Origin of the sequence: Bradyrhizobium cenepequi, assembly GCF_020329485.1 — a bacterium.
GTDB lineage: Bacteria > Pseudomonadota > Alphaproteobacteria > Rhizobiales > Xanthobacteraceae > Bradyrhizobium > Bradyrhizobium cenepequi.
In genome coordinates, this window is the sequence record NZ_JAGKJI010000009.1 from 1 (window position 1) to 21,738 (window position 21,738).

Sequence of the window (21,738 nt, forward strand, 5' to 3'; positions counted from 1 at the left end):
TACCCATCCTACAGACCCATACATCACGCGCCGAGATAAGCCTTCTGCACCTGTGGGTCCTGCGCCAGCGCGGCGGCGGTGCCTGACAGCACGCTCCTGCCAACCTGCAGCACGGTGGCGAAGTCGGAGACTTCGAGGGCGAGCTCGATCGATTGCTCCGCAAGCAAGATCGTCAGCCCATCGCGATGCAGCCGGCCGAACGTCTCGTACATCGACTCCACGACGGCCGGCGCGAGGCCGAGCGACGGCTCATCCAGCATCAATAGCTTCGGGTCGCTCATCAGCGCGCGACCGACCGCCAGCATCTGCCGCTCGCCGCCGGACATGGTGCCGGCGCGCTGGCTGCGGCGCTCCTTCAATCGCGGAAAGATCTCGTAGACGCGCTCGAGCAAGGTCCTGATGCGCGTCTTGTCCTGCAGCGGAGTGGCGCCAAGCAGGAGGTTGTTCTCGACGCTCTGCTGCACGAACAGCCGCCAGCCCTCCGGCGACAGTGCGAGCCCCTTGCGCACGATGGCGAAGGCGCTCTGGCCCGCGATCTCCTCGCCGTTGAAATGGATGCTGCCGGCATGCACCGGGATCAGGCCGGCGATCGCATTCAGCGTCGTGGTCTTGCCGCCGCCATTGGAGCCGAGCAGCGCGACCACGCTGCCGGCGGGCACTTCCAGCGAGACGTCGGAGACGCCGATCAGGTCGCCGTAACGGACCTCCAGATGTTCGAGCTTCAGTAGCGGTCCGGTCATGTCGCGGGGCCGCCCATCAACTCGATCGGGGTGTGGCCGGCGGCGGCCTTGGCCGCGCGGGTGCCGAGATAGGCCGCGATGACGGCCGGATCGGACGTCACCTCGCGCGGGCTACCGCGCGCGATCTCCTTGCCCTGGTGGAACACCATCACCCGGCTCGCCAGCGACATGATCACTTCCATGATGTGCTCGACGATCACGAGCGTGATGCCGGAGCGATGGATGTCGCGCACCAGGTCGATCGCGAGTTGCACCTCGCGCTGCGTCAGCCCGGCCATCGCCTCGTCGAGCAGGAGCACCTTGGGTTCGGTCGCGAGCGCTCGCGCAATCTCCAGCCGCTTGCGGCCGGGGGTGCCGAGCGAGCGCGCCGGCGCATCCGCCAGGCGCATCATGCCGACGCGCTCCAGCACGGAGCGCGCTCTCGCCTCGGCCTCGGCGCGATGCGGCGTGCGCAGGAAGGCGCCGATCATCACGTTCTCCAGCACCGTCATGCCCTCGAAGGTCTGCGGCACCTGGAAGGTGCGCGCCAAACCGAGACGCGCGCGCGCCTCCGGCAGCAGCTCCGTGATGTCATGATCCTCGAACAACACCTGGCCCGACGTCAGAGCGAGATCGCCAGTCAGGCAATTGAAAAAAGTGGATTTACCGGCGCCGTTCGGCCCGATCAGGCCGAGGATGTCGCCCTGCTCCAGCGTCACCGACGCCGCATCGACCGCCTTGAAGCTGCCAAACGCCTTCGTTACTCCGCGCGCATCAAGAAGCATGGCTGGCCTCTTTCGAGATGCTTTCTTCCGTCGGTTTGGCCCGGCGCTTCGCCCACAGACGGTTGATCAGCGCCAAGATGCCGCCGGGCTGGAAGCGCGCGATCAGCACGATGATGGCGCCATAGACGACGAAGGTAAGACCGGCGCCCTTGCCGCCCAGGAGACTGTTGGAGATTTCCTCGAGCGGCACCAGGATCGCCGCACCAACGAATGGGCCGAACAAGAGGCCGGCGCCGCCGAGCGCAGCCATGATCAGGATCTTCACCGAGATCAGGATGCCGAGCCCGGATTCGGGATCGACGAAGCCGAATATCATCGCGTAAAGCGCGCCGGCGACGCTGGTGAGGCCCGCGCTCAGCATGTACGCGTAAAGCTTGGTGCGGCTCGCGGGCGCGCCCAGCGAACGCGCCGCGCGCTCGGAATCCTTGATGGCGCGCAGATAGAACCCCATCCGGCTGCTCGTCATCCACCAGGTGATGCCCAGCGTAATGATCAGGATCGCCAGGAACAAGTAATAGTACGGCAGTGCCGAAATGAAGGACATATCGAAGACGTTGCGCGGCACGGTCGGGCCGCTCAGGCCGACGGCCGCGCCGAGATATTCGGTGTTGGTGACGATGAGCCGTGCGAGTTCGGCAACCGCGATCGTCGCCATGCTGAAATAGTGGCCCGACAGCCGCAGCGTCGGCCCGCCGATCACGGCCGCGATCAGGACGGCAAAGACGATGCCGGCGGGAATTCCGATCAGCGGCGACAGCGCGAAATGCGCATACGCGCCCATTGCGGCATAGGCGCCGGAGCCGAAGAACACGACGTGGCCGACCGAGATCTGTCCGGCGTAGCCGCCGACGATGTTCCAGGCCGAGGCCGCGATCGCATAGAGCAGGACCAGCGCGCCGAGTCGCTGCTGGAACGGCGTCGTGAACACCAGCGGATAGGCGACCACCAGCGCGAGCGCGATCAGGAGCCAGAGAGTGCGCCGCATCAGGTCTTGCCCATCAGGCCCTGTGGCCTGAACCAGAGGAAGCCGAGGAAGAGCGCGTAGACCACGATGTCCTTGTAAACAGCGCCGATCAGATAGCCCGACAGCGACTCGATGACGCCGATCAGGAGCCCCGCGACCAGCGCGCCGGGCACGCTGCCGAAACCGCCGAGCGAGACCGTGACGAAGGCGACGATGCCGAGCGTCTCGCCGACCGTCGGCACGATGTAGAAGAAGGTCGCGATCAGCGCGCCTGCAAGTCCGGTGGCGCCGGCGGCGATCGCCCAGGCGATCGCCTGCATGCCATCGGGCCGGATGCCCATCAGCTGCGCGGCCGTCGCATCCTCGGCGACCGCCAGCATCCGCGAGCCGAGCGTCGTGCGCGTCAGCAGGAGATGCAGCCCGAACGTCACCAGCAGCGCGACCACGCCGGCGAGCAGGCGCGAAGCCTGGATGCGGATGCCGAAAATGTCAAAGGTGCCGCCGACGAGGTTTTCCGGCAGCGACAGGAAGTTGGCGCCGAACCACCAGAACACCGAATAGCGGAGCAGCAGCGCGAGCCCGAAGGTGCCAAGGATCTGCGCCAGCATCGGCCCCTTCATGATGTCGCGGATCAGGCCGAAATAGACGATGACGCCGAGCGTGGCGAGCAGCAGCGTCGCCAGCGGCGCGCCGATGAGCGGCCCGCCGCCGAGCAGCGTGTAGACGACGAACGCGACATACATGCCGAGCATGACGAAATCGCCATGGGCAAAGTTGACCACGTTCATCATGCCCCAGACCAGCGTCAGCCCGGAGGAGAACAGCGCGTAGACAGCTCCCAGCAGGAGGCCGCCGACGATCACCTGAACAAGTGTGAAGGTCATGAATTGGCGCGTGATGCCCCTAGTTGAATGAGTTCGCCGGGTGCCTCGGATCACCTCTCCCATCGGGAGAGATCGATTTGCGCAAGCAAATCGGGTGAGGGGTTACGCTCTACCGATAGACCTGATCCCCTCACCCGGCGCTTCGCGCCGACCTCTCCCGATGGGAGAGGTGAAAACCTCCATCACCAGCCCTTGTAAGGCATGATCGGCGCTTTCTCGGCGCTCGCCTTCGGCCAGACCGAGACGTAGTTCTCGCCGTCCTGGAGTTGAATGATGAGGCCGGACGCCAGGATGTTCTGGCCCTTGTCGTCGAACTTGACGCCCTTGTAGCCCATCATGATCTGATCGGGCTTGAGGTCGGTCGCCTTCAACGCGGCCTGGATCTTGGCCGGTTCCGTCGAGCCGGCGCGGTCGATGGCTTCGCACAGCACGAACAGCGCCTGCATCTGGCGCGCGGTGGTGTCGTCCATCTCGTCGCCGCTCTTGTCCTTGTACATCTTGGCGATGACCGCGGTCGGCGAGCCCGCAGGGCCGAGGCTCCAGGACGAGCGGTTGAACGCTCCTTGCGAGAGCTTGCCGGCCGACTTGATGAAGGATGGATCGGAATAGCCGGAGTCGTCGGCCAGCAGCATCGGCGGCTTGTAGTCGAGAGCCTGCATGGTCTTGGAGAACAGGATCGCATCCGACGTGTAGGAGATCATGATGACGACGTCGGGCTTCTTCTCCCTGAGCTGCAGCACCTGACTCTGCACGTCCGTCGCGTTGCTGGCATAGGCGACATCGAGGGCGATCGGGATGCCCTTCTCCTTGAATACCGTGGCGATAGTGTTGGCGACGGAGGCGCCATATTCGGTGTTGTCGTGGACGATCGCGATATTGTCGGTCTTGTTACCGGCGGCCTTCATGTCGGTGAGGAATTCGTAATAGACGCGCGCGAAATCGGTCGCGATCGGCGTGACGCGGAAGAACCATTTGAAGCCGCGCTCGGTGAGGTTCTGCGCCACCGACTCGCCGTTGACGAAGGGGATGCTGTATTTCTCGGCGATCGCACTCGCGGTCAGCGTGATGCCGGACTGATAGGCGCCGGTCAGCGCCACCACCTTCTCTTCCGTGATCAGCCGCAGCGCCTGGTTTTGCCCCGTCGCGGGGCTGCCCTGGTTATCCGCGTAGACGATCTCGACCTTGGCGTCACCCAGGCCTGCGAGACCGCCATTCTTGGCGAGTGGGAAGTTGCCGAGTTCGGGATGGGGATTGTTGATGATGTCGAGCGCGACGTCGAACGCGTGCTTGACGTGAACGCCGATGGTCGCGGCATTGCCGCTCATCGGGAATATTCCGCCGATCTTGACGGTCTTGCTTTGCGCCGCGGCGTTGCCTGCCAGCGCGACCGACATGACGGCAGCCGAAAACACCCCGATGACATGTGAAAATCTCATCTTCGAACGTCTCCAATATCCCTTGCCCGGTGCCGGGCTTTTTATGCATGGGAAGGCCAAGAGCCGTTGCAGCCCCCGCTCCCGCTGTTTTCTTGGTACACCACCATCGCATGGTGCCCTGACCTCGGCAAGCCGAGCAGACCGCGAGCGCACGTGCGCATCGCGTAACGGATCGCGCCGTCGCTGCTTCAACGCTAGGCAATCGCGCAATGCACGCACAGCGTGCGCATGTGAGTGCGAGGTGAGACGTCAGCGTCCGCGTCGCGCGCCATCAACGTGAACCCTGATGGCGACGGCCGCCACGCATGTTGCGCGCAAGAATCTGGGGCGCATCAAAGCCGGCGGCTGCTCGGCGCTGACCGTTCATCGCCTGCGGTGAAAAGCCAGTTTCGTATCAAGCCGTTGAGGTTAGCCTAATCTGGCTGGGGAACCTGGATTCGAACCAAGACAAACAGAGTCAGAGTCTGTTGTGCTACCGTTACACCATTCCCCACCTAAGCCATTGTTATTGCAGAGCTTTTCCTGAGAGTTTTGCAATAACGCCCAGGAGTTTTGCAAATCAAGCCTTCGGCCGACGTTCGTATAGCCGCGCTGACGTTCGCGGTCTAGTCCCTTTGCCCTCTCTGATCGAGAGGAACGGATAATGGCCCCGAGACCGAAGCCCCGATATGAGCGGTACGACGCGCCTAGCCCGTTCATGGGACCTCGCCCGACGGCGGACAGAGTTCCTGTTCCACGTCATGCGATTCGGCGAGACGCCGCTGCACAACATCCTCGCATCGGCCTACCTGCAAGGCTGCGCCGATGCCGGCGAGGCCATCCATCATCGTGCCGAGAAAATGGCGCCGTCCCTCATACCGTGGCAGTGCTGAAATGAAGTTCGACCCCAAAGAAGAAGCGCAAGGCTGCACGAACGAGCTGTTTTACCGTGACTGCCCGACGCCGAAGCCACTCGCGCTGACCGATGCCGTTTACATAGCGGAAACGATCGAAAACTCCCTTCGAGAGGCTTTCGAGGCCGGCAAGCGGGCCGCTACACCGGTATGGCCCGACGTCGCGGAGGACGACCCCGAGGTGCTCATAGCGGCCCGCGCGATCGCGGAGCACGGTATCGGCCGCCCTTGGGATGATTTCAAGGCAGTCGACGCCTACGGCGTGGATCATGGCGACCTAATCGAATACGGCCGCGCTGCGGTTGCGGCATTGCGCGCGCAGGGGACCAAGTCATGACCGACAACGTCCCCGAGGAATGGAAGGATTGCGAGCACTGCGGAGGCGAAGGCGGATTCGAAAAGCACTGCATGGTCTATGAGGCCGGTTGCGGCTTCCCTCACGACGACTCGGAATGGGTACGGTGCGAGGAGTGCGACGGGCGCGGCGGTTGGATTCAGGACTCGGAAGGCGATCCAGATCGCATCAGGCCGTGATCTTGGTCCGCGTCGTCGCGCCGCATTTTGTCGCCGGCCTCGAGACTGACGGCACGGTGCGGCGCGCGGCACCGATCCTGAAAAAGCTGGTTGGCATGACCGACGCCCAGGCCCGCGCCTTCATCGCCTCGAAGGGCTGGCGAGCGAGCATCGTGGAGAAGAGCCCATGAACGACGTCCCCGAGGAATGGAAGGATTGCCCCGAGTGTGGCGGCGAAGGCGGCTTCGAGCGGCACATTCGCGTCATACCGCGATCGTGGTGATGCCGGTCGCGCTCGACTTGTTTCTGCGGGATTTTGCGATGTCCCGGCGGCGTCCCCAACACAGTCCCCAACACGCGCGGGCCATCGGAGTGACCGGGCCTAGCCATAGAAAAGCCCGGCCAAGTCGCCTTGGCCGGGCCGCTCCCACGTGCACATGCCCTCTGAGAAAGGGCCGTGGATTTACTGAAGGCCGGTGTTCACAGCTTCCAGCTTAGTCTTGAGACTAGTTCCGATGTTCGTCAGAACACCGATGATCACGACGGCAATAAGAGCGGCAATCAAACCGTACTCAATGGCGGTCGCGCCGGACTCGTCCTTAATGAAACGGGAAACAAGGTTACGCAAGGCTGGTCTCCATGGGTGTTGTGTTGGTGTGGCCCGAACGCTGCGACGGTATGCGCACCGGCCTAAAGTTCCGTGAATCCAAGCTCGCGAACTCCCTTAAGACGCGTTAACCTGAATCGATCGCAATGCCCGCCGCCGGCTAACCGGCCGTTAACCAACGGTGCCGCGATCCCGGAGCCGGTGGCCGGCTATTGAGGCTGATGGAGCGCCGCAAGGTATCCCCGGAATCGGTGCAGAAACTCGCCAGCCCGGCGGCGTGATGCGTTATTTCGGGCCGGGCTGGACCCCCGCCGGCGGAAGGCCGCTCCACGGGCCCCGCTAGGCCCGCGTCCTACGGTGCCGGGAAAAGCGCCGCATATCGGCTGCGGAATAGAAGTTGACCGACCCGAACCCACCGCGCCATGCGCAGCCATCCATGCCGCAAGGTTCGCTTCGCCGGCAGAGGGAGAGGCAAAAGCGGAGGCTATCGAACGGTGCACTACTTTGCGGGAGATGACGTGCCCGTGCTTCTGCTGGCCCTGATCGACAAGGGCGAGCGCGCCAATCTAAGCAAGGCGGAGCGAAATGCGTTGCGTGTCGAGTTGGAAGAATACGCGGACGACTACATGTGAGCATGAACACGCTAACCCGCCGCCGCGACAAGGACAGCCGAGAAGAATGCTGGCACGTCTTCTATGGAGACGTGCACGTTGGAACAATTAATATCCGGGCCGGCGTTCCCCGAGATTCCCCGCGGTGGGGGTGGTCATGCGGCTTCTATCCAGGGCTAGAGCCGAACCAGCATCGGGCCGGTGAGGCCGAGACGTTCGAGGGAGCGCGAGCCGAGTTCGAGAAGGCATGGAACGATCTTTTGCCACGCCTCTCCGAAACCGCCTTCCAGGAATGGCGATTCAAACAGGCTGAAACCGCATGGAAACATCGCATGTGGGACGAGGGCCTTAAGTTGCCGACCCAGGAGCGTTCCGGAATCGCAAAATGCTTCTGCGGAGCCGTTATTTCGATCGCTGGCCTAGATGCCCACATCGCTGAAGCCCATAGCGACATGAGATGACTGCAATGAAATACGCCGAAGACCGTCCATACGCCGATCCGGAGAAAGCCGCCCGCCGCATCATGGAGCTAGCGCACGCCGTGGAGCCCGTCCAAGACGGGCGCATCCACGTCGAAAAAATCAACTACCCGTTTATCTTCCGAGACAGGGGATCGCCGGCCGAATATGGGGCTGGGCGAAAGCTGGCGATCGAGCGCGGCTGGCTCTGGATGCACGAAAGCGGCACCTACGTGAAGATCACGCCGGAAGGCGCCAAGCTGTTTGCCTAGCGACCTAGCTCGATGATCAGCAGGCCCAGCATCACGGTGGGCGCGCAGGGTCATGTTGTCGGCAAGAAGTGAATACTTGTTTGATATGTGTATATTGATGTAGGTACGCGCTCAGGTTGGGGGAGCATCACCATGAACATCTTGGAGCAAGTGGACGACTTTTGGCGCGAGGCTCTCCAATGGAGCGTGATCGACTGGAGTTCGCTCCAGAGCAAATACGCTGACCTTGTCCAAAGGATAGGAGATCAGGTCTCCCATCTGCCCGACGAGGAGCAAGCAGTGCTAATTAGGCAAGCCTTTGATCGTAATGCAGAGTACATCGCTTTGGCAAAGCAGGACCGAAACGCATTGAAGGTCAGATTAGGCCTGCCTGCTTCATCTGCCGTGGACCAATTGGACGACTTTTGGCGCGAGGCCCTCCGATCGAACGCGTATGATCAAACGAAATATACTGACCTCCTGAAGCGGCTGCACGATCAAGTCTCGCATCTGCCGCAATCGGAGCAAGATAAGTTCTTTCTGCCTTTTGTGGCTCGTAATGCGGAGTACATCGCGATCGCGAAGCGGGACAAAGACGCATTGAGGGTCAGACTGGGGGTGCCTGTTTCATCTCCATCTCCCGTCAACCCTGATCGGTTAGTTCAAGTCGCCGCTGACACGGTCGTTCGCGCGACCATATGGCAAAGCATTGCAGCGCTTTTCCGGGCCTTTCGATGAGGTTGATCATTTGCGCCGTGATGGTTTTGGTCGCTTGAGACTCGCATTCCACGGGCAAATCCCTACGTTCAGAAAATGAAGTGCTTACTGTGCGAGGATAGCGGCTGGGTTTGTGAGAACCACCCGAAGCGGGCGTGGGAGGGAGAACACGCCTGCGGTTGCGGCGGTGCCGGCGCCCCCTGCCCGGTCTGCAATGTCCCGGCCGCTGGCGAAGCGCCCCGTCTGCCGGAGGGCTTCAAGACAGACATCGATAAGGACGGTTGGCGCCACTGAGAGCCGCCATCGTGCAACCTGACTCGCGTTCCAACTGGCGATGACATAGCTTTGACTCCATCCAAAATGGAGTTTGGGTATGCGTACCTCGCCCTCGATCATCCCGACCGATCGGCTCGACCGGGACATCTACCTCGTATTAGAGGACTTCCGGAGCGGCCCAGCGTGGCGTGAGACGGACGAAGGCGAGACCGACTATCGAACCCTGATCGGTGACCTGCTCGCCGGACAGTACGATGAGCCGTTGCGCGTGGTGGCGTTCAATCCGGTCGAGGGATGGTCGCGGGACGCTTCCGAGGACGTTGCGCTTGATCTGGCCCGCCGGGTTGACGAGGAAGGGCGGGAGATTTCCGACGCGCTGTGGGAGTTCATCGAAAGCCACACCGGCCGGCCGATAGGCGTGCAACTTGCCCTGCCGTTCGGCTTGGTCAACTGAATGCGAATTCGGTATTATTATACCGAGGAACTGCAATTATATGTTGACAGTTGACCCCCACTGTACAAGTCTCTGTACAGAAACCCTGTACAGTTCCCTGTACCAAGAGGGTTGGGAGAGAACTATGGCATACGTTTCTTACACGGAACTCCGTGGCAACCTTGCTTCCTTCATGGACGGGGTTTGCGACGATCGTGCGCCTCTATTTGTCACCCGCCAGAACGCCCGCACTGTTGTTATTATGGCGGAGGATGAATACGAGGGCCTTATGGAGACCGTTCATCTCCTGAAGAGCCCGGCCAACGCTGCGCGCCTTCTTCGCTCTATTCGGGAGGCGAACGAGGGCAAACTAACTGAGCGCGAGCTAATCGAGCCAGCAAAGGCACGCTAGGTTGCGGCATGAAAACCGCATGGTCTGAGGATGGTTGGCAAGACTATCTTCATTGGCAAAAAGAAGACCCAAAAGTCCTCGAAGCCATCAACACCCTGATCAAGGACATCAAGCGCGATCCGTTTAAGGGGCTCGGGAAACCGGAGCCCCTTAAACATGATCTGGCGGGTTGGTGGTCTCGGCGGATCACGAACGAACATAGGCTCGTCTATCGGCTCAATGGGAAGGGTGAGACCCAGCAAATCGAAATCATTCAGTGTCGCTACCACTACTGACCTGATTCGCAATTCCCGCTCCGATACATATCTCCGGAGTATGCTCAAACCGAAGTACCTTCCCTGCATCCCTACCCGCGGGACCAAAGTTCCGGACAGGCCGGAATGGCTCCATGAGATCAAGCATGACGGCTATCGCCTGATCGTCCAGCGCGAGGGCAAGGTTGTGCGCCTATGGACCCGGAACGGCTACGATTGGAGCGAACGCTTTCCGCTGATCCGCGAAGCCGCGTTGCGCAACCAGCAAGACTCGTTTGTGGTCGACGGGGAAGCGGTCTTGCTGGGCGAGGATGGCCGGTCGGATTTCGACGGCCTGCACAGCCGGCAATATGACGATGAAGTCCATTTTTACGCCTTCGACTTGCTTGTGGCCGATGGCGAGGACATGCGCCCGCTGCCGCTCAGCATGCGAAAGGCGAATCTCGCGCGGCTGCTTGCCCGGAGTGTGGACGGCATCCACTTGGCGCCCTTCGAGGTGGGCGAGATCGGCCCGGACCTATTCCGGCACGCCTGCCTGATGGGGCTAGAGGGCATCGTCTCCAAACACCAGGATCGCCCATACCGCGCGGGCCTCTCGCCGCATTGGGTGAAGGTGACGAACCCCAAGCACCCGGCGATTCATCGCGTGAAGGATAGCTTTTCGTGAGTGAAGGCAACGCGCGCTGATGAAGCGCATATGTACGGGCCATGCTTATACAAGATCAATGGGGTTCTGCCCCGCTCAGGTTCGCGAAAGGAAACTTTGGATGCTCATCCCCCGCCAGAAAGCTCCGGCCCTTGTCGTCGAGACGCTCGGCCATGGTCGCTTCGATCTCGCAACAGAACGCCCAGAGCGCATGACGCTCGTCTGTTTCTATCGCGGCTTGCATTGCCCGATCTGCGCCAATTATCTCAAGGAATTGGACCGCCTGACCCCCGAATTTGCCGCGCGCGGTGTTGCGACCATCGCCATCAGTTCAGATGTGGAGGAGCGTGCGCGCCAGATGGCGGATAAGATCCAAGCCAAGGACCTGCGGGTCGGCTATGGTTTGAATTTGAGGGATGCTCGCGAGTGGGGACTTTTCATATCTGCCTCGCGAGGGAAGACCTCGATCGGCATCGAGGAACCACATCTGTTCTCCGAGCCCGGTGTCTTTTTGATCAAGCCAGACCAGACGATTTACTATCTCTCCGTGCAGTCTATGCCGTTCGTACGGCCTAATTTCGCTGAAATGGTCCAGGCTTTCGATTTCATCGTCAAGAACAACTATCCGGCCAGAGGCGAATACACCGGCACCGTATGAGATTCAGTGAAGCGCCCACTCTCGCATGCGCGAAGATGAATGGTGGCGCTCGATCAAATGACCCTGCGGAAATACATGCTGATAATCACGAAGGCTTGTCGCGAATTTAGACAGTACACTGCCTATCTCAGCAATGAGACTTAACGCGTTGGAGATGAGCCTACGGATGTCTACGCTTACGCTGTTCGTGATTATTTTCCTTGCGATCTGCGTCGCTGCCGGCGTTTTGTTCATAGTGTTTATCTTGTGAGAAAATAAAAAAGGCCCCGACTCCGATGAGGAGCCGGGGCCGATTTTCATTTTACGACGTGCGGCAGACTATCGAGCACAAAGCCCTTCAAGTCTTCCATCGTCAGATGCCACCGCTGGCAGGCATGGTCACCAGGACCGACGTTCAGTATCGGCTTGCCCGGCTCCGGAAAGGTGATCCGGGAAAAGCGAGCCCCTTGCGGCTCAGTCTGATTCGCGCTCGCGAACCCATCCAATGCGCTCATTTCGCGAACGGCAGGTGAAGGTATTTGGCCGCGAAAGAGGCGCAGAACCCCGCAAACGCAGCCATCCCGATAATCATCCACCGCACTCCTCTCGCCTGCATCAGAAGTTCGTACATGCAATTTACCTTCTTCTGCATGTCCGCGAGTTGAGCGGTGACAGCTTCGAGCTTGGTTTCCAGCCGGATAACCCGGTCCCGAGTATCGGTGTCGTCGGTCATTTCTTGATCGCCCTGATTGCGGCGACCGCGGCGACTGCCGTTGATGCACCGATAAAAAACGAGGTGAAGATGGCTTGTTCGGTTCGGTCCCAGGCGGATTGACCATCAAGCCCCGGCTTGCCGATCGACGGGACGCCCCAGGAGCCCGGCCGGTGATGGATCAATTTCGGCAGCGGGATGTACCAGTCCCAATTGAGGCCCAACAGGAAGGGACACGAGTCGAGAACAACCTGCCACTCATGCCAGACGAACGGAGCCAGGATAATCGACATCATGATGATTGTCGGCCCCCATGTCCCTTCCTTCATCCGGATTGCGGCGTTCTGGTTGTCCGCGTTTTGAAGTCCGCCGAGCGCGATGTTTGCGACCGAGCCAACGGTTTGAGTCGTGGTGATTTGGATTTGCTTGTCGGCATCGACCATGCCGTTAAGCCACGTGAACAGCGGCCCAAGCACCACCTTGAAGAGGGACAGAACCCCGCCGATGATTCCCGCGATCATTTGCCGGCATCCTTCCGGATGGAGCGCATGCGTGCGGCGATCGTGACGACGGAAACACCGATCAGGAAATAGCTCGCATACTGCGGATGATCCTTCAGCAACTCCAAAATCTGTTGCTTGATATCCGGAGCGCCGAACAGTTGCGCCAGCGGATCAAGGATTGACCAGACGGCCGCCAAGAAGGACAGGACGTAGCCCCAGAGCACGGTCGCGGACTTGCCGCATACTGCCCAGGCCTTGCGCCAGAACGTATCCGCGTCGTCGTAAAAGGCTTTGAAGGCCGGTATAGCGTGGAAGGCCGGACGCACTATGAGATACGCCGCGGCGAGCCCGCACGAGAGCAGGAACCACTTCATTTTTTCTTCCCGAAGACGGAGGAGATCGCCGCAGTCAGATCGGACAGCCAGGAGCTTTCCGGGGCGGGAGCCGGAGCGGGAGCCGGCGGTACCGGGGCGGAAGTCGGCGGCGCATCAGCGAAATACGGCCGGATATCGACATCATGGCCTTCGCTGTAAACCGGATGGCGGCTGCTGTTAACCGGGAACACCAGGACCTTGCCATTAGTGTTCGAGTACACTCCGGTTTTGAAAAGTTTCTGCTCAGCTTCCCGGCGCGGGATGATTTCCGGCGGGATTTTGTAGAGCATGATCGCATCGCCGATTTGATCGATTGTGCGATGGTGGCAGAGCGTCTGTAGATTGCTCTCGCCAAAGTTGTAGCAGCAAGACGACAAGGCGTCGTACTGATATTGGGTGAGATGCAGCCCGAGCTTGTCCACCGCATCGGTGTAGACCTTGATCTTGCGCTTGAAGAGGTCAACCGCCTGTTGCAGCGTCAACGTTCCCATCGTGCGCGGATCGATATCATCGGATTTCGTCTGGCCGATGCCGATGGTAGGGACACCGACGGAGTCCAAATACCAACTCAGGCAAATGCCTTCATGGGAGATGATATCAATCATTCCCTGTGTGGAGATGCTTAAGTTGGGCATGGCGGCTCGTACTCTCCGAACAAGGAAAGCCGTCCCTAAGAGCGGCTTAACCGTTGTTCTTTGACGAGCCGTTACTGCCGGTCGCGTTTCTGCGCAGCCGGAGCCACTAGCCGTTGAAAAGGTGCCATCAACTGCGCTTGCGAGAGCGGCACACCTTGCTTTGTCGCGATCAGCGCGAGCCGCCCGGACGCGCGAGAGAGCGACGCCGCGCGCTCCGGAGACATCCCGAGTCGCGCAACGCTCGCCGCCTTGCTCCAATTCGCCACTGCGCGCGCCGTTGCCGGCGCGGCCAGGAGGCGCGCGCCGATGGCGCCGCCGATGAGAGTCGCGATTGTGATGTACGGATGAGTCACAAGCCCAGCGCCAAGACCCACAAGGCCAGTCATCTTGCTTGTGCCGCTGGTGTTGCCGTATTTCTTCCCGACGGTCTTATTCCGCTGCGCGATCATCGCAATATCATCGAGCGCCTGCCGGTGAACAGGATCAGTGATAAGCAGCCGCTTCGCCGCGTCAGAATATTTGTTCCATTGCGTCACGAAGGCATCGAGCGAGAAGCCGCCTTCCTTTTGCGTGGTCTCGCCAAGCCGGCGGATCATCGCGCCAGTGAGGTTGCCGCGCTCCTCTTCCGGAATGGCGGCCAGGACCTTGCCGAGAGTTTTGACGTCGCCCGAGGCGCCCGAGCGCACGTAGCGGTCGAGCGTGGCGAACAGCGCTTCATCCGACTTGTTGCCGTGGCCGAGCACGGCATCAGCGAGTTGCTGCATCGGCCCGGCTTCCGGCTTCATCGCGGAAGGCTTCGTGATCTTGCCGAACTCCGCCAATTGTTCGCGCGCCGCCGCGCCCTGCCGCAACGTGTCAGCATAGGCGAGCGCGATTTGCCGCTGTGACGGCGTGAACAAGCGATTTGCGAGATCGCGGCCGGAGCCGTCGAAAAATTCGTGGATATCGTCCGCTACCTTCGCGGCATTCTTCCCGGTGACGCCAGCCGTGTTCTGCGTCAGCCGATTCCACACGCCGCCGCGGATGGCCTGCGCGGCCTCCGGATGGTCGCCCGTCGCTTCCATCACGCGCGCCAGGAGTCGCGAGGAAGTGCCCTTCGCGCCCACCTGCGTATTGCCGACCAGCCAATTCGAAAACTCTTGCGGCGTGACTTCGCCCGTCACCACCTTGTTAATCAGCTTGTCGCCGTCGTCGCGTTCGTTCCAACCGAACCGCGTGCGCCAGTCACGATTTGCCGCGCGTGCTCTCCGGAATGCTTCGAGCGCTTCCGGGCTTCCGGACATCAGATGATTGTCGATTGCGTCGTTTACCCAATCCTCATAGGCGCGAACAATTTGCCGCGCCGCCTCGCGATCGGTCGGAGTTGCAGCGTCTTGCGAAAACGCATTGAGACGCTTTCGCAGCCGTTCCAGGCCGTGAATGTTCACGGTGCCGACCACCTTCGGAGCTTCCGGAGCCGCGGCGCCAGCTTTCGGCTTCAGAGCCTCCGGAGAGATTGTCTCCGCCGTGCCGGCGCGCTTGCCCGAGATATCGACGATATCCGCCGGCTTGACCGGTTCGAGACCGAGCCCCAGGCCGGGCGCAGCCTCGACCTTCCCGGCTTCCTGCGCGTAGTGGCGGAGCGCCGTGGAAATCTGCGCGCTCGACGCCGCCCGCTTGCCGTCCGCGTCATAGAACAGCTTCATAAGCTGTTGAGACAGCGGAGATTGCTGCGTGAAAGCGTCTTGCTGCGCCAAATCCTCCGCCAGATCGCCGCCGCGAGCGCGGAGCCGCGCGGTGCGCTCGACCGCGTCAAGGAGATCGGCCGTAATGTCCATTTCCGGAGCCACATAGCCGGCAGCAACGCCCTCGCGTAGCGCCGCCATCTCCGGAGCCGCAGCGGTCAACGCGTTCGAGATCGACTTGATTGCGTCGTTCGTCGACTCGGCAATTCGAGACAATACCGGGCTGTCCCCATATGCCTTCGCCAGGATGGCGTTCCGGAGCCGCGTCGCGCCCTCCGCCGACAACCGCCCTTGCTTGTCGACGAAAGCACCCTGCTCCGTTTTTGGGAGCCGCTGCGCGAAAGAGCGGTGGAAATCCCGATTTTCGGGAGAGGCAATATCCGCCGGGTTTTTGATGCCGGCGAGAGATTCGGGAGTGATTGCGCTCGCATCCGCCAGCGCGCGCTCCGGCGCCGACATGGCGAGAGTCGCGGACTGGTTTGCGCCGACCGTGAAGGCCCGGCGCTGCTGTTCGGACATCGGAGTCGTGCGATCGCGGATCAGGACCGGCTCGCGCATGCCCGTCGTGTCAACGCCCTGCCCGGCCAGCCAGCGGCGATATGCATCCGCCGACTCGCCGTTCTCTCGATACGCCTGCCGGATCGCCTGCACGCGGCCGTTGCCGCTCTCGACCATGCCATCCGGCCCGACGATGGGCGCGCCACGGTCAGCCTCCGCCGAGCGACCGAGCCGTTCCGGGTTGAGATTGCGCGCGAGGTCTCGCACCTGCTGCTGCGACGCGGCGCGCGAGCGGTCGCGCGGCTGCAACGAAGCGTCATAGCCGTCATCGGCAGAGGTGAGGAGATCGGACGCCTCGACAACGCGCGGCTGCACATGAACCGGGTCCATGCCAGGGACCGCGACGGAATGCGCCTCCATCGTGCCGCCGCCAGGAGCGCCGGCAGCCGCCGCCGCTTCCCGCTGCTGTACCGCGGCGCTGACATCGCGAGCAATCGGCGTTTCCGGAGCGCCAGGAGCGCCAGGACGCCGCGGGACCGGAATGCTCCGGACTTCGTCAAGCATCCGCATCAATCGAAGCGAGACCGGCGTTAACGAGCCTTCCGAGACATCATCAAGGATAGCGCCCTGCTCATTCAGCCTCCGCATAATATCGGAGCGGAGTCCCGAAGCGTGTCCAGCATTGATTTCCGCATCATGCTCGCCGGCAATGTCGTAGAGCCGTTCTTTTTCAGCGCGCGCCGCCTGTTCGCCCTGCCGCAGCCGCGCAATCAGCGTTTGCCCCATATCCTGCGGATTCATGTTGCCGACGGCGTTGCGCGCCCTTTCGAGCGCGTTGCCTTCGTGAGTCGCAATCGCTTCGTCTGCCGCGTCTATATTGCGTTGCCACTGCGCTTGCAGCGCCGCATCGCCGCGCGCTGCCGCTTCCGTCGCTTCCGACGTTTCGGCCTGCGCCTGCCGCTGCAATTCCTGCCCGATCCGGCCCGCGACCGTCGGTCCCTCGCCCTCGCCGTATTGCGAGGCGATGTTGCCGGCGGCTTTCTGCAACTGCCCGGACATATTATCGATCGCGTTCGGTACCGCCTCGCCAGCGAGAGGAACGTTTTTCGAGGCTTCGGCGAGCCGCTGCGCCAGCGGGCTATCCGTCGCGAGCGCCATCGGCACGTCAATGTCTTGCCCCGATGCCTGCGCGATGCGTTGCGCGGCCTGCGCATAGTCGGAGCCAGGAGACGGAGCCGGCGGCGGAGTGGCAGGCGCCCGCCGGACATCAATGACCGTTTTCAACGCCTGCGCGTGCGGAGCCGTGATGTTCGGTAATTCCGGTCCGATCAAGCCAGGGCTGCGCGAAGCAAGCGCCGACATCGCCGTGTCAACGTCCTTCTTCGCCTGTTCGTACATCTCCCCTTGGTCTTGCGTGGCCGCCACCTTCGGATTGATGAGCGTGCCGATGAAATGCTCCGCCTGCGCCATCGGATGGCCGATCAGCGAGCGCGCCGGCCCGGTGACGAGCGCGCCAGGGAGCGCGAGCGCGGAGCCCACGCGCTTGCCGGTTTCGAGCAAATGCCCGACCGTACCTGGTTCGGTGGTCGACGGCGCCGTTACGCCCTGCCACGCCTCCGAAGCCGCTTTCTTGATTTCCGGCCCAATGTCGGTGAAGGCGTCAGTCCAAGACGGTTCGGACTGCGTTACCGGCGTGAATGGCTTGGACGGATCAAACGCGGGCTTGCCGCCAGCGGCGGGCGATGCCGGAGCGGCGGCAGCGGGCGCAGTATCTACGGGCTGAAACGGTTGCGACGGATCAAACGGCGGCTTATCCACGCCGCCGCCGTCCGCCTTCCGCGGTTTCTTGTCCCATGGTCTCTTGTGGGAGCCGATGCCGGCGTGCGCCGCTGCCTTCTCGTTGTGCTTGATCCGGGCGATAACGAGAGCTTTCCCGAGCTTCTTCACTTATATGTCCCGTCAGGCTGTAGTGTATACGTGAACCCGTTTTGCGTGACCGTCTTGGCCGGCGAAGCCGCACCACCGCCAGCGGGCGCCGCGCCAGGAGGAGGCGGAGCCGCCGCCGCACCAGTCGCCCCGGTGTACCGGTTCGCCGTGCCCGGCCCCATCTGCGCGAGGCCCGGTACCGCGTTCACGCGATAGCGGACGAGCCGCTGCACTTCATCGAGCGAGGCGCCCAACTGATCCACGCCGAAGTCGCCGTTAATCTGCTGATTTGCGAGATGCCAAGTCGCCTCAGTCGGCGCATAACCGCCCTGCGCGAGGTTGGCAAATTCCTCTTTCAGCGTGTTCAGTGAAGTCAGATAGCGAGCCGCAAGCTGACCTTCCGGAGAGTTGCCGCGCGTATTCACCAGAGCGGCGAGCTTGATCCGGTTGAGCGCTGGAATACCGATGTTTCCGAGTTGCTTCGATAGTTCGCGCACTTCGTCAATCGTGTTATCGACGCTATTCGCGAGACCGACGAACCGAGTCATTTGCGGACCATTGAGCGAAGCAATCTGCCGCTTGGCCGTATCCCACTCGACTTGTGCCTTGGACAGGTTGAAACCCTGCCGCTGCAACGACGCGCGCACCGCCGCGCTCTGGCCGTAGAGGCCCGTAAGCGTCGGCGGTTGATCGCCAGACTTGATGCCAGCCGCGATGTTCTCCGCAATCTCCGGGTTGTTCTTGCCGGTCGCATCCTTGCCCTGCACCTTGTCGCCCGCCTGCGGGGGCTTCTTGGTGACAGCATCAAGGATTTGACCATCGGCCTGATTCAGGACCGCAGGATGCACCTGCCCGTCGCCAGTCGTGACCGATCCGGCGGGAATGAACTTGTCCCGCTGGTTGATTTCGGCCTCTTGCCGCTTCACATCGAGATAGGCTTTGTTCGGGACCAAATTGCCGCTGGCGTCGCGAATGAGCGGAGCCTGCGCATTCGTCAAGCGCTGCTGATCGATGGTTTGCGCCAGCCGCCGGCCCTCCAAGTCAATCCGCTGCTGCTCCATCTTGCGCGACTGCGCCTTGTCGGCGGCTTCCCGCTCCTCCTTCCCAAGCTCGCCGTATTCGGCAAGCCCCTTCAGGCCGCCCTCACCGAGTTGCGTAAGAGCGAACGGCGATTTGCTCGCAGCTATGCCGAGACCGGCAGCAATGAGCGCCTGACGAGTCTTGTCGGACAGGTTGAAGGGATTCCAGCCGCCCATGCCGGGCGCGGACGGCGCGGGCGTCGTCAGCCGATCGGAGCCCGAGCCGCCGGCCAGGACATCATCGCCCTGCCCGCCGGCTTCCTCATAGAGGGAGCGCGCCGCCGCCGCACGGTGGCCCGTAGTGTCTGCCGAGCGCTCATAGAGGTGGTTCACGGCGTTCGCGGCTTCTTCCGGCGTCTTCGAGGCGCGGAGCGCCAGATATGCCTTGCTCTCTGGCCCCTCCAATTCCGACCGCATGAACGCCTGCTGCGCTTCCGTCGTCTGGTACGAGTCGGGGAACATGGCTTTGAGCCGGGCGAGCCGATCGCCGCGCCACTGCGCCGCGCCCTGCGCCGTGCCGGCGTCGCCGCTCACACCCCACGGCGTGATATTCGGCGTGCTCTCGTTCACGAGGTTGCCCACGATGCCATAGGCTTGATGTGGGGCGAGCCCAAGGCCACCCTGATCGCGTGGCCGCTGCGCGAAGTTCGCCCACGAAGCCGCGTTGTCGCTCATTGCAACATCAGTTGTCGGCTGATCGGCGCCGGCAATCTCGCGCGGAGGAAGCGAAACGTCCGCGCTCATGTCGACGCCAGCAATCGGCGGCAGCGGAGCGGACGAAATCGTGTCGTCATCCACATCGCCGCCGAGCGCAAAATGTCGCCCGCCGTTAGCATAGCCGGCGAAAGGGAGGTCGACAGTTACCGTACCCCCGCGCGCCTTCCGGATGGAGCGATGAATTTCGTTCACCGCATCGACGAACCCGCCGCGCTTGAAACCCTCACCGTAATCAGCCGCCGTCAGGCCTTCCAGCGGGCTTGAGGAGGAGCCGCCATAGGAGCCGGTAAAGATGTTGCCGCCGCCATAGGAAGCCCCACCCAGCGAGCCCTTGAGGCCGCCTAGACCCTGCGAAATCTGACCAAGGCCAAACTCGTCAGCCTGCGGCTTAGCGAACTGCAATTGCGGAGTCTGCAATGAAGTCGGGCCAGGAGCGCCGCCGCCCTTCCCAACCGGGACGTATCCGGGCGCATCAAGGATGGACATGCCGAACGGATAGACCGAGCCGCCGTCCGCGAAATTCTTGCTTCGCGCGGTCGCGAGATCGTAATTCACGGTCTTGATGCCGCCGACGTTGCCAACGGCTTCCGGATGAGACTGCTCGACATCCTGCGCCATCAGGCCCATTTGCGTGAATGGCGAGCCCTTGTAGCGGTAGGTGTAAATCGGCTGTCCATCGTGCGTCTCGCCGACGTGCTGGATATTTTCCTTCACGCGTTCGTCGGAGAACAGGCCGGCGCCGGCAATGCCGAGGCCGGCAATCTGACCGAAGATATTCGGGCCGGGCGTCGTTTGTGTTCCGAAGGTGTTCGTGCCCTGCCCGAGCGCGGCCGGGAGGCCGTACTGCGCCAGGAACGCCGCCGTCTGAAACGGATAGCCCTGCTGCTGCAAATACTGCTGATAGGCCGCCGTGTCGGCTGCCTGCTGCGTCTGCTGCTGCTGCCCGCCCACGCCCAACTGTGCGCCCGCGCCCTGCAACGCCGCCGTTTGGCCGGCAACGCCGAGATTGCCGAGTTGCGCCGCGGCCGCCAGCGGATTTTGCTGAAACTGCTGCTGCGCCGTCTGAAGCGCCTGCTGATAGCCCTGCGACTGGAGTCCAGCGATAACGGGAGCCTGCGCGAGTTGCTGCGCCTTCGCTGTCTCCGCCTGCGCGACCGCCTGCCGATCGCCGCCGAGCGCGCCAGCCGCCGCGGCCGAGCCCTTAACCTGATTCTGCTGTACCGCGTTCTGTTGATTGAACTGCGCCTGAGTCGCGTCAATCACGCTCTGCGTGTACGGATTCTGATACTGCTGAATTTGCGCAGCCGTGAGCGGAGTCGCCGCGCCGGAAGTCAGGCCGGCAGCCTGATTGATGAGCGGCTGCGCCTGACCAGCGGCAGCATTGATGTTGTTCGTTGCCGTCTGCTGCTGCGGATTCCAGCCCGCAGTCAATTCCCCGCTGTATGGCGTGAAAGGCGTGCTCGCCGCGCCCTGCACCGTGTTGTAAATCTGCTGCAACGCCGCCGGATTTGCCGGCGTAGAGAACTGCTGCGTTTGCGAGGTCTGAGACTTCGAGCCCATCACCGAGTCCTGTAGAGATGCCGAGGCGGATCGATATTTTCCGGCGGCGGATGCACGAAGAACGCGCCGGCCGGCGTCAATTGTCGCTCATAAAGCCGCACCTTCGCCGCCGCGCGCTTGGTCGAAAGCACGCCAATCACGAGCCTCACTTCCGGATGGTTTACGCGAAGAAGGTCAACCATGTGTTTCGCGTATGAAATCAGCGTTTTGGCATGACCTGAGTCGCGGTGCGCCGGATCAACGAAATTCAGATGTTCGTCGACCGTGATTTGATCGGAATACCAGGGAGAGCCGAAGGAGAGCATAATCACGCCTTCGAGGCGCGCGCCGCCGATGACACCAATCAAGCCGCGCGGCCCAGCGTCCTCCGCAACGATATTCTTCGGATCAAGAAGACGGTTGATATAAAAATCCGTCTTTTTCTGCGAATACGGCACAAGGCCATTTTCGGCCCAGCACATCTTGAACAGCCGCCAAACTTCGCTTTTGTCGTCGGGAGTGGCCGCGCGCACGA

General features: G+C 62.1%; 25 protein-coding genes and 1 tRNA gene. 12 read left to right on the top strand and 14 right to left on the bottom strand.

Features of this window, described 5'->3' with window-relative positions; genetic code table 11:
* Window positions 1–23: 23 nt before the first annotated feature.
* From J6497_RS12605 to J6497_RS12630, 6 genes are all read right to left on the bottom strand, one after another.
* Window positions 24–740, bottom strand: a complete 717-nt coding sequence (locus tag J6497_RS12605) for an ABC transporter ATP-binding protein (RefSeq protein WP_225704587.1) — start codon at window positions 738–740, stop codon at window positions 24–26.
* Entirely contained in the window at window positions 737–1,504 is a 768-nt protein-coding gene (locus J6497_RS12610) for an ABC transporter ATP-binding protein (RefSeq protein ID WP_225704588.1), read from the bottom strand. The genes J6497_RS12605 and J6497_RS12610 overlap by 4 nt, the downstream gene beginning before the upstream one ends.
* A complete protein-coding gene (locus tag J6497_RS12615) occupies window positions 1,494–2,489 on the bottom strand; it encodes a branched-chain amino acid ABC transporter permease (protein WP_225704589.1) in 996 nt (331 codons plus the stop codon). The genes J6497_RS12610 and J6497_RS12615 overlap by 11 nt, the downstream gene beginning before the upstream one ends.
* Window positions 2,489–3,352 (bottom strand): branched-chain amino acid ABC transporter permease, encoded by an 864-nt coding sequence (locus J6497_RS12620; RefSeq protein ID WP_225704590.1) that lies wholly within the window; start codon window positions 3,350–3,352, stop codon window positions 2,489–2,491. Before J6497_RS12620 ends, J6497_RS12615 begins: the two co-directional genes overlap by 1 nt.
* A 182-nt stretch (window positions 3,353–3,534) precedes the next feature.
* Window positions 3,535–4,788 carry an ABC transporter substrate-binding protein gene (locus J6497_RS12625; RefSeq protein ID WP_225704591.1) on the bottom strand — a complete coding sequence of 418 codons (1,254 nt, stop codon included), beginning with the start codon at window positions 4,786–4,788 and terminating at the stop codon, window positions 3,535–3,537.
* Between the two features lie 419 nt (window positions 4,789–5,207).
* Window positions 5,208–5,281: transfer RNA gene (locus J6497_RS12630), tRNA-Gln, on the bottom strand.
* Between the two features lie 175 nt (window positions 5,282–5,456).
* Between J6497_RS12630 and J6497_RS12635 the strand changes: the two genes are divergently transcribed.
* From J6497_RS12635 to J6497_RS12650, 4 genes are read left to right on the top strand one after another with little or no spacing between them, the layout of a single operon-like run.
* A complete protein-coding gene (locus J6497_RS12635; RefSeq protein ID WP_225704592.1) occupies window positions 5,457–5,660 on the top strand; it encodes a hypothetical protein in 204 nt (67 codons plus the stop codon).
* 1 nt (window position 5,661) lies between these two features.
* On the top strand, window positions 5,662–6,018 hold the full coding sequence (locus J6497_RS12640) for a hypothetical protein (RefSeq protein WP_225704593.1): 357 nt from the start codon (window positions 5,662–5,664) through the stop codon (window positions 6,016–6,018).
* Complete coding sequence (locus tag J6497_RS12645; protein WP_225704594.1) at window positions 6,015–6,215, top strand: hypothetical protein; 201 nt, start codon at window positions 6,015–6,017, stop codon at window positions 6,213–6,215. The genes J6497_RS12640 and J6497_RS12645 overlap by 4 nt, the downstream gene beginning before the upstream one ends.
* A gap of 2 nt (window positions 6,216–6,217) precedes the next feature.
* Window positions 6,218–6,385, top strand: coding sequence for a hypothetical protein (locus J6497_RS12650; RefSeq protein ID WP_225704595.1), 168 nt, complete (start codon window positions 6,218–6,220; stop codon window positions 6,383–6,385).
* 272 nt (window positions 6,386–6,657) lie between these two features.
* On the opposite strand, the gene J6497_RS12655 is transcribed toward J6497_RS12650, so the two are convergent.
* Window positions 6,658–6,822: a Flp family type IVb pilin gene (locus tag J6497_RS12655; RefSeq protein WP_225704596.1), complete on the bottom strand. Its 165-nt coding sequence runs from the start codon at window positions 6,820–6,822 to the stop codon at window positions 6,658–6,660.
* 613 nt (window positions 6,823–7,435) lie between these two features.
* Here J6497_RS12655 and J6497_RS12660 point away from each other — a divergent pair.
* The 8 genes from J6497_RS12660 to J6497_RS12695 all read left to right on the top strand — a co-directional run bounded on the left by J6497_RS12660 (window position 7,436) and on the right by J6497_RS12695 (window position 11,517).
* Window positions 7,436–7,873: a hypothetical protein gene (locus tag J6497_RS12660; protein ID WP_225704597.1), complete on the top strand. Its 438-nt coding sequence runs from the start codon at window positions 7,436–7,438 to the stop codon at window positions 7,871–7,873.
* 5 nt (window positions 7,874–7,878) lie between these two features.
* Window positions 7,879–8,142, top strand: coding sequence for a hypothetical protein (locus J6497_RS12665; protein ID WP_225704598.1), 264 nt, complete (start codon window positions 7,879–7,881; stop codon window positions 8,140–8,142).
* Between the two features lie 132 nt (window positions 8,143–8,274).
* Window positions 8,275–8,859 (top strand): hypothetical protein, encoded by a 585-nt coding sequence (locus tag J6497_RS12670; RefSeq protein WP_225704599.1) that lies wholly within the window; start codon window positions 8,275–8,277, stop codon window positions 8,857–8,859.
* A gap of 352 nt (window positions 8,860–9,211) precedes the next feature.
* Window positions 9,212–9,568: a hypothetical protein gene (locus tag J6497_RS12675; RefSeq protein WP_225704600.1), complete on the top strand. Its 357-nt coding sequence runs from the start codon at window positions 9,212–9,214 to the stop codon at window positions 9,566–9,568.
* A gap of 124 nt (window positions 9,569–9,692) precedes the next feature.
* Window positions 9,693–9,959 carry a type II toxin-antitoxin system Phd/YefM family antitoxin gene (locus J6497_RS12680; RefSeq protein WP_225704601.1) on the top strand — a complete coding sequence of 89 codons (267 nt, stop codon included), beginning with the start codon at window positions 9,693–9,695 and terminating at the stop codon, window positions 9,957–9,959.
* An 8-nt stretch (window positions 9,960–9,967) separates the two neighbouring features.
* Window positions 9,968–10,234: a Txe/YoeB family addiction module toxin gene (locus J6497_RS12685; protein ID WP_225704602.1), complete on the top strand. Its 267-nt coding sequence runs from the start codon at window positions 9,968–9,970 to the stop codon at window positions 10,232–10,234.
* Between the two features lie 40 nt (window positions 10,235–10,274).
* Complete coding sequence (locus J6497_RS12690) at window positions 10,275–10,880, top strand: ATP-dependent DNA ligase (RefSeq protein ID WP_225704603.1); 606 nt, start codon at window positions 10,275–10,277, stop codon at window positions 10,878–10,880.
* A gap of 100 nt (window positions 10,881–10,980) precedes the next feature.
* Window positions 10,981–11,517 (top strand): peroxiredoxin-like family protein, encoded by a 537-nt coding sequence (locus J6497_RS12695; protein ID WP_225704604.1) that lies wholly within the window; start codon window positions 10,981–10,983, stop codon window positions 11,515–11,517.
* Window positions 11,518–12,007: 490 nt separating this feature from the next.
* On the opposite strand, the gene J6497_RS12700 is transcribed toward J6497_RS12695, so the two are convergent.
* The 7 genes from J6497_RS12700 to J6497_RS12730 all read right to left on the bottom strand — a co-directional run bounded on the left by J6497_RS12700 (window position 12,008) and on the right by J6497_RS12730 (window position 21,661).
* Window positions 12,008–12,229, bottom strand: a complete 222-nt coding sequence (locus tag J6497_RS12700; RefSeq protein ID WP_225704605.1) for a hypothetical protein — start codon at window positions 12,227–12,229, stop codon at window positions 12,008–12,010.
* Window positions 12,226–12,729, bottom strand: a complete 504-nt coding sequence (locus J6497_RS12705) for a hypothetical protein (RefSeq protein WP_225704606.1) — start codon at window positions 12,727–12,729, stop codon at window positions 12,226–12,228. The genes J6497_RS12700 and J6497_RS12705 overlap by 4 nt, the downstream gene beginning before the upstream one ends.
* Complete coding sequence (locus J6497_RS12710; protein WP_225704607.1) at window positions 12,726–13,085, bottom strand: hypothetical protein; 360 nt, start codon at window positions 13,083–13,085, stop codon at window positions 12,726–12,728. The genes J6497_RS12705 and J6497_RS12710 overlap by 4 nt, the downstream gene beginning before the upstream one ends.
* Window positions 13,082–13,720 carry a lysozyme gene (locus J6497_RS12715; RefSeq protein WP_225704608.1) on the bottom strand — a complete coding sequence of 213 codons (639 nt, stop codon included), beginning with the start codon at window positions 13,718–13,720 and terminating at the stop codon, window positions 13,082–13,084. Before J6497_RS12715 ends, J6497_RS12710 begins: the two co-directional genes overlap by 4 nt.
* A gap of 71 nt (window positions 13,721–13,791) precedes the next feature.
* Complete coding sequence (locus J6497_RS41550; protein ID WP_225704609.1) at window positions 13,792–17,889, bottom strand: hypothetical protein; 4,098 nt, start codon at window positions 17,887–17,889, stop codon at window positions 13,792–13,794.
* A complete protein-coding gene (locus tag J6497_RS12725) occupies window positions 17,886–21,224 on the bottom strand; it encodes a phage tail tip lysozyme (protein ID WP_225704610.1) in 3,339 nt (1,112 codons plus the stop codon). The genes J6497_RS41550 and J6497_RS12725 overlap by 4 nt, the downstream gene beginning before the upstream one ends.
* Window positions 21,224–21,661, bottom strand: a complete 438-nt coding sequence (locus J6497_RS12730; RefSeq protein WP_225704611.1) for a GNAT family N-acetyltransferase — start codon at window positions 21,659–21,661, stop codon at window positions 21,224–21,226. The genes J6497_RS12725 and J6497_RS12730 overlap by 1 nt, the downstream gene beginning before the upstream one ends.
* Window positions 21,662–21,738: the final 77 nt, after the last annotated feature.

Excerpts from the sequence above, each read along its gene's own strand:
- J6497_RS12670 (WP_225704599.1), top strand. The coding sequence starts at position 8,275 with ATGAACATCTTGGAGCAAGTGGACGACTTTTGGCGCGAGGCTCTCCAA.
- J6497_RS12705 (WP_225704606.1), bottom strand. The coding sequence starts at position 12,729 with ATGATCGCGGGAATCATCGGCGGGGTTCTGTCCCTCTTCAAGGTGGTG.
- J6497_RS12685 (WP_225704602.1), top strand. The coding sequence starts at position 9,968 with ATGAAAACCGCATGGTCTGAGGATGGTTGGCAAGACTATCTTCATTGG.
- J6497_RS12675 (WP_225704600.1), top strand. The coding sequence starts at position 9,212 with ATGCGTACCTCGCCCTCGATCATCCCGACCGATCGGCTCGACCGGGAC.
- J6497_RS12620 (WP_225704590.1), bottom strand. The coding sequence starts at position 3,352 with ATGACCTTCACACTTGTTCAGGTGATCGTCGGCGGCCTCCTGCTGGGA.
- J6497_RS12715 (WP_225704608.1), bottom strand. The coding sequence starts at position 13,720 with ATGCCCAACTTAAGCATCTCCACACAGGGAATGATTGATATCATCTCC.
- J6497_RS12635 (WP_225704592.1), top strand. The coding sequence starts at position 5,457 with ATGAGCGGTACGACGCGCCTAGCCCGTTCATGGGACCTCGCCCGACGG.
- J6497_RS12605 (WP_225704587.1), bottom strand. The coding sequence starts at position 740 with ATGACCGGACCGCTACTGAAGCTCGAACATCTGGAGGTCCGTTACGGC.
- J6497_RS12615 (WP_225704589.1), bottom strand. The coding sequence starts at position 2,489 with ATGCGGCGCACTCTCTGGCTCCTGATCGCGCTCGCGCTGGTGGTCGCC.
- J6497_RS12665 (WP_225704598.1), top strand. The coding sequence starts at position 7,879 with ATGAAATACGCCGAAGACCGTCCATACGCCGATCCGGAGAAAGCCGCC.
- J6497_RS12660 (WP_225704597.1), top strand. The coding sequence starts at position 7,436 with ATGAACACGCTAACCCGCCGCCGCGACAAGGACAGCCGAGAAGAATGC.
- J6497_RS12645 (WP_225704594.1), top strand. The coding sequence starts at position 6,015 with ATGACCGACAACGTCCCCGAGGAATGGAAGGATTGCGAGCACTGCGGA.
- J6497_RS12700 (WP_225704605.1), bottom strand. The coding sequence starts at position 12,229 with ATGACCGACGACACCGATACTCGGGACCGGGTTATCCGGCTGGAAACC.
- J6497_RS12710 (WP_225704607.1), bottom strand. The coding sequence starts at position 13,085 with ATGAAGTGGTTCCTGCTCTCGTGCGGGCTCGCCGCGGCGTATCTCATA.
- J6497_RS12625 (WP_225704591.1), bottom strand. The coding sequence starts at position 4,788 with ATGAGATTTTCACATGTCATCGGGGTGTTTTCGGCTGCCGTCATGTCG.
- J6497_RS12680 (WP_225704601.1), top strand. The coding sequence starts at position 9,693 with ATGGCATACGTTTCTTACACGGAACTCCGTGGCAACCTTGCTTCCTTC.
- J6497_RS12610 (WP_225704588.1), bottom strand. The coding sequence starts at position 1,504 with ATGCTTCTTGATGCGCGCGGAGTAACGAAGGCGTTTGGCAGCTTCAAG.
- J6497_RS12640 (WP_225704593.1), top strand. The coding sequence starts at position 5,662 with ATGAAGTTCGACCCCAAAGAAGAAGCGCAAGGCTGCACGAACGAGCTG.
- J6497_RS12725 (WP_225704610.1), bottom strand. The coding sequence starts at position 21,224 with ATGGGCTCGAAGTCTCAGACCTCGCAAACGCAGCAGTTCTCTACGCCG.
- J6497_RS12695 (WP_225704604.1), top strand. The coding sequence starts at position 10,981 with ATGCTCATCCCCCGCCAGAAAGCTCCGGCCCTTGTCGTCGAGACGCTC.
- J6497_RS12690 (WP_225704603.1), top strand. The coding sequence starts at position 10,275 with ATGCTCAAACCGAAGTACCTTCCCTGCATCCCTACCCGCGGGACCAAA.